A 2,398-nucleotide genomic window follows, 5' to 3' on the forward strand; every position below is an offset into this window, starting at 1 on the left:
GCAAAATCCGTGAGTCCATTCCAGAACTATTATCTCTGAGAAACGGCTCAGTAGTCAAGTGAAAATTAATATCAATTAGGTAAAAATCGTAGTGGTTAATCACTACTAGAATATATTATACGAGGAGTGAGACATTGACAAAACGAGCATTAATCAGCGTAAGTGATAAAACAGGTATTGTGGCATTTGCCGAAAGACTAAGTGAACTAGGTTGGGAAATTATTTCAACAGGTGGTACTAAAACAGCACTGGATGCTGCAGGTGTTGCAACCAGTGCCATTGATGATGTAACAGGTTTCCCGGAAATGATGGATGGGCGCGTGAAAACCTTGCACCCTAAAATTCATGGCGGGCTTTTGGCACGCCGTGATCTCGACACACATGTTTCAGCTATGAAAAATCACGATATCTCGCCGATTGACCTTGTTGTCGTCAACCTCTATCCCTTTAAAGAGACGATTCTTAAACCAGATGTGACCTATGCAGATGCAGTTGAAAACATCGATATCGGCGGTCCATCAATGCTACGTTCAGCTGCGAAAAACCATGCTAGCGTGACTGTCGTTGTTGACCCGACAGACTATGATGTCGTTCTGACAGAGTTTGCTGAAAATGGTGATACGACTTATGAAACGCGTCAAAAATTAGCAGCAAAAGTTTTCCGTCACACAGCCGCTTATGATGCTTTAATTGCTGACTATTTTACAGCGCAAGTGGATGAGATTAAGCCTGAGAAACTCACTCTGACATATGAACTTAAACAGCCTATGCGTTATGGCGAAAATCCACAACAAAATGCTGATTTTTACGAATCAGCATTGCCGACAGACTATTCAATTTCACAAGCTAAACAACTTAACGGTAAAGAACTTTCATTTAATAATATCCGAGATGCCGATGCAGCGATTCGTATTATTCGTGATTTTACATCACCGACTGTTGTCGCATTGAAACACATGAACCCTTGTGGTATTGGTACTGCCGATACGATTGAAAAAGCTTGGGACTATGCTTATGAAGCTGACCCAGTTTCAATTTTTGGTGGGATTGTTGTCCTAAATCGTGAAGTTGATGCTGCAACTGCTGAAAAAATGCATCCGATTTTCCTTGAAATTATTATCGCACCTAGCTATTCTGAGTCAGCCTTAGCAATCTTGACTAACAAGAAGAAAAATTTGCGGATTCTAGCTTTGAATTTTGAGCAACAAAAAGTGTCTGAAAGTCAAAAAGAAGTCACTGGTGTTCTAGGCGGTTTACTTGTTCAAGACCAAGATACGACAGTTGAATTACAAGACAGTTGGGAAATTGTGACCAAACGTCAACCTACAGCAGTAGAAGTTGAGGCACTTGAGTTTGCTTGGCGCTCTGTCAAATATGTCAAATCTAACGGCATCATCATCACCAATAATCACCAAACATTAGGCGTTGGACCTGGTCAAACTAACCGCGTTGCCTCTGTTAAGATTGCGATTGAACAGGCCTCAAAACGTCTTGAAGGCGCAGTCTTGGCTTCAGATGCCTTCTTCCCATTTGCAGATAATGTTGAAGAAATTGCAAAAGCTGGTATCAAAGCGATTATCCAACCCGGTGGGTCAGTCCGTGACCAAGACGCCATTGAGGCCGCAGACAAGCATGGTATTGCCATGGTCTTCACGGGAGCACGTCATTTCCGTCATTAAGCGTATTTTAATAGGATAGAATAAAAAATAAGTTAGAAACAGTGTAGTGTCGTTTCTAGCTTATTTTTTTGAGTCGGTTCTATTCATAGAAATCACTTTTCCAGATGATATATATAATACTTTTAATGACGAAAAAATTACACTTTATATGATACCATTAAAGCAATTATATCGAGTTTAATCGCGGAAATTTCAGGTTTGTTAAATAGCACGATATATTTATGGATATACCAGAAACCTTTTTAATTCCAACGGTTTCCAGTCTAATTAGAGTACTTTCTGTCTTCGTTCTCCAACAATTTGGTGAAGTAACCGTCAAAATGTTGTTATTAATTCCAAAATCATGGCGATTGATGGTAAAGCCGTTTGTTCTACTCACGAAAAACAGCCCATTTTAAGTATCCTTCTTGCATTATCGGATGTTCTATCTATTTTAATTATCCGTGAAATTTCCGAGAGGATTTTAGCCACGACAAACGCATGAAATAAATAATTCCCTAGTATCTTTATTTATGTTAAAGTAAAAGAAAAGCTATTAAGGGAGTTCATGATGTACGAAATCTACGAGTATTTAGAAAGCGTCACAGATCCACGCCAAGCAATAAAAGTAAAACATAAACTTAGTGATATTTTGTTACTCGTGCTGCTCGGTACACTAGTTGAGGCAAATACCTTCGTTGAGATTGAGGAGTTTGGCAAAGTTTTCGAGGATAGTTTGA

The 2,398-nt window shown here is 39.3% G+C and carries 3 protein-coding genes; all 3 read left to right on the forward strand.

All coding sequences use genetic code 11. From position 1 onward, the window contains the following. The first annotated feature begins 134 nt into the window (after positions 1 to 134). Positions 135 to 1,679 carry a bifunctional phosphoribosylaminoimidazolecarboxamide formyltransferase/IMP cyclohydrolase gene (gene purH, locus ACYQ21_RS15290; protein WP_460059522.1) on the forward strand — a complete coding sequence of 515 codons (1,545 nt, stop codon included), beginning with the start codon at positions 135 to 137 and terminating at the stop codon, positions 1,677 to 1,679. Positions 1,680 to 2,022: 343 nt separating this feature from the next. Beyond that, positions 2,023 to 2,163, forward strand: coding sequence for a hypothetical protein (locus ACYQ21_RS15295; protein WP_460059523.1), 141 nt, complete (start codon positions 2,023 to 2,025; stop codon positions 2,161 to 2,163). Positions 2,164 to 2,229: 66 nt separating this feature from the next. Then, the coding region (locus tag ACYQ21_RS15300; protein WP_460059525.1) for a transposase family protein at positions 2,230 to 2,398 on the forward strand (169 nt) is incomplete at its 3' end.

Source organism: Pseudolactococcus yaeyamensis (genome assembly GCF_054658615.1).

What these genes read in the sequence shown, in the direction of transcription:
- ACYQ21_RS15295 (WP_460059523.1), top strand. Translation starts at nt 2,023, where the DNA reads ATGGCGATTGATGGTAAAGCCGTTTGTTCTACTCACGAAAAACAGCCC.